Source organism: Bacteroides cellulosilyticus DSM 14838, from assembly GCF_000158035.1.
Lineage (GTDB): Bacteria > Bacteroidota > Bacteroidia > Bacteroidales > Bacteroidaceae > Bacteroides > Bacteroides cellulosilyticus.
The window spans coordinates 1-734 of the sequence record NZ_EQ973504.1; the positions used below are offsets into that span (position 1 = coordinate 1).

The following is a 734-nucleotide window of genomic DNA, read 5'->3' on the forward strand; positions in this document are numbered from 1 at the left end:
GAGAAGCCTTGATTGTTAGTGTTATTCAGATTACCAATAATAGTAAGTTGAGAATTATCCCGGAAGCGGTTCAGGGTATTGGCAAGTTCATACCTCCCTTTGTTACCCGTACCTGCCATGAAATTATCCATCCATCCTTTCTTCATGTCCTTTTTCACCCCCAGGTCAAGTATCATTTCCTCATCCCCGTCATCAATTCCGGTCAGACGTGCCAAATCGGATTTACGTTCATAAGCTCTCAGCTTCTCCACCATTTCCACCGGCAGATTTTTCAAGGCAGCTTTCGGATCGTCCGCAAAGAACTCTTTGCCGTCTACCAATATCTTCTTAACTTCCTTACCATGAATCAACAGCTTTCCATCACCATCTATCTCTCCACCAGGCAATTGTTTTACAAGATCTTCGAGCATAGAACCTTCGGGGGTACGATAGGCAGAGGCATTGAAGACCGTGGTATCCTGTTCGGTAACTGCCAGAGGAGCTTTACCCACCACTACCGTTTCGCCCAACAAAATGCCATCGGAAAATAGTGCAATATCACCCAAGTTCTGCGAAGTACCTCTGAATGAAGAAGGAATAGATTTAGAAAAAGTGGTATAGCCAATGAAAGAAATCTCTAAAAGCAATTTCTTGTCTTTGGGCCAGACAACCGGCATCCTGAATTTACCGTCGTCCGTAGTGGCTACACCCGCCAGAAAAGTACTGTCCGGCAAGGTCAATAAACGTACCGCCGC

General features: G+C 45.4%; 1 protein-coding gene. It reads right to left on the reverse strand.

Annotated elements, in window-relative coordinates:
- The coding region (locus BACCELL_RS25345; RefSeq protein WP_007215041.1) for a peptidase associated/transthyretin-like domain-containing protein at window positions 1-734 on the reverse strand (734 nt) is incomplete at both ends.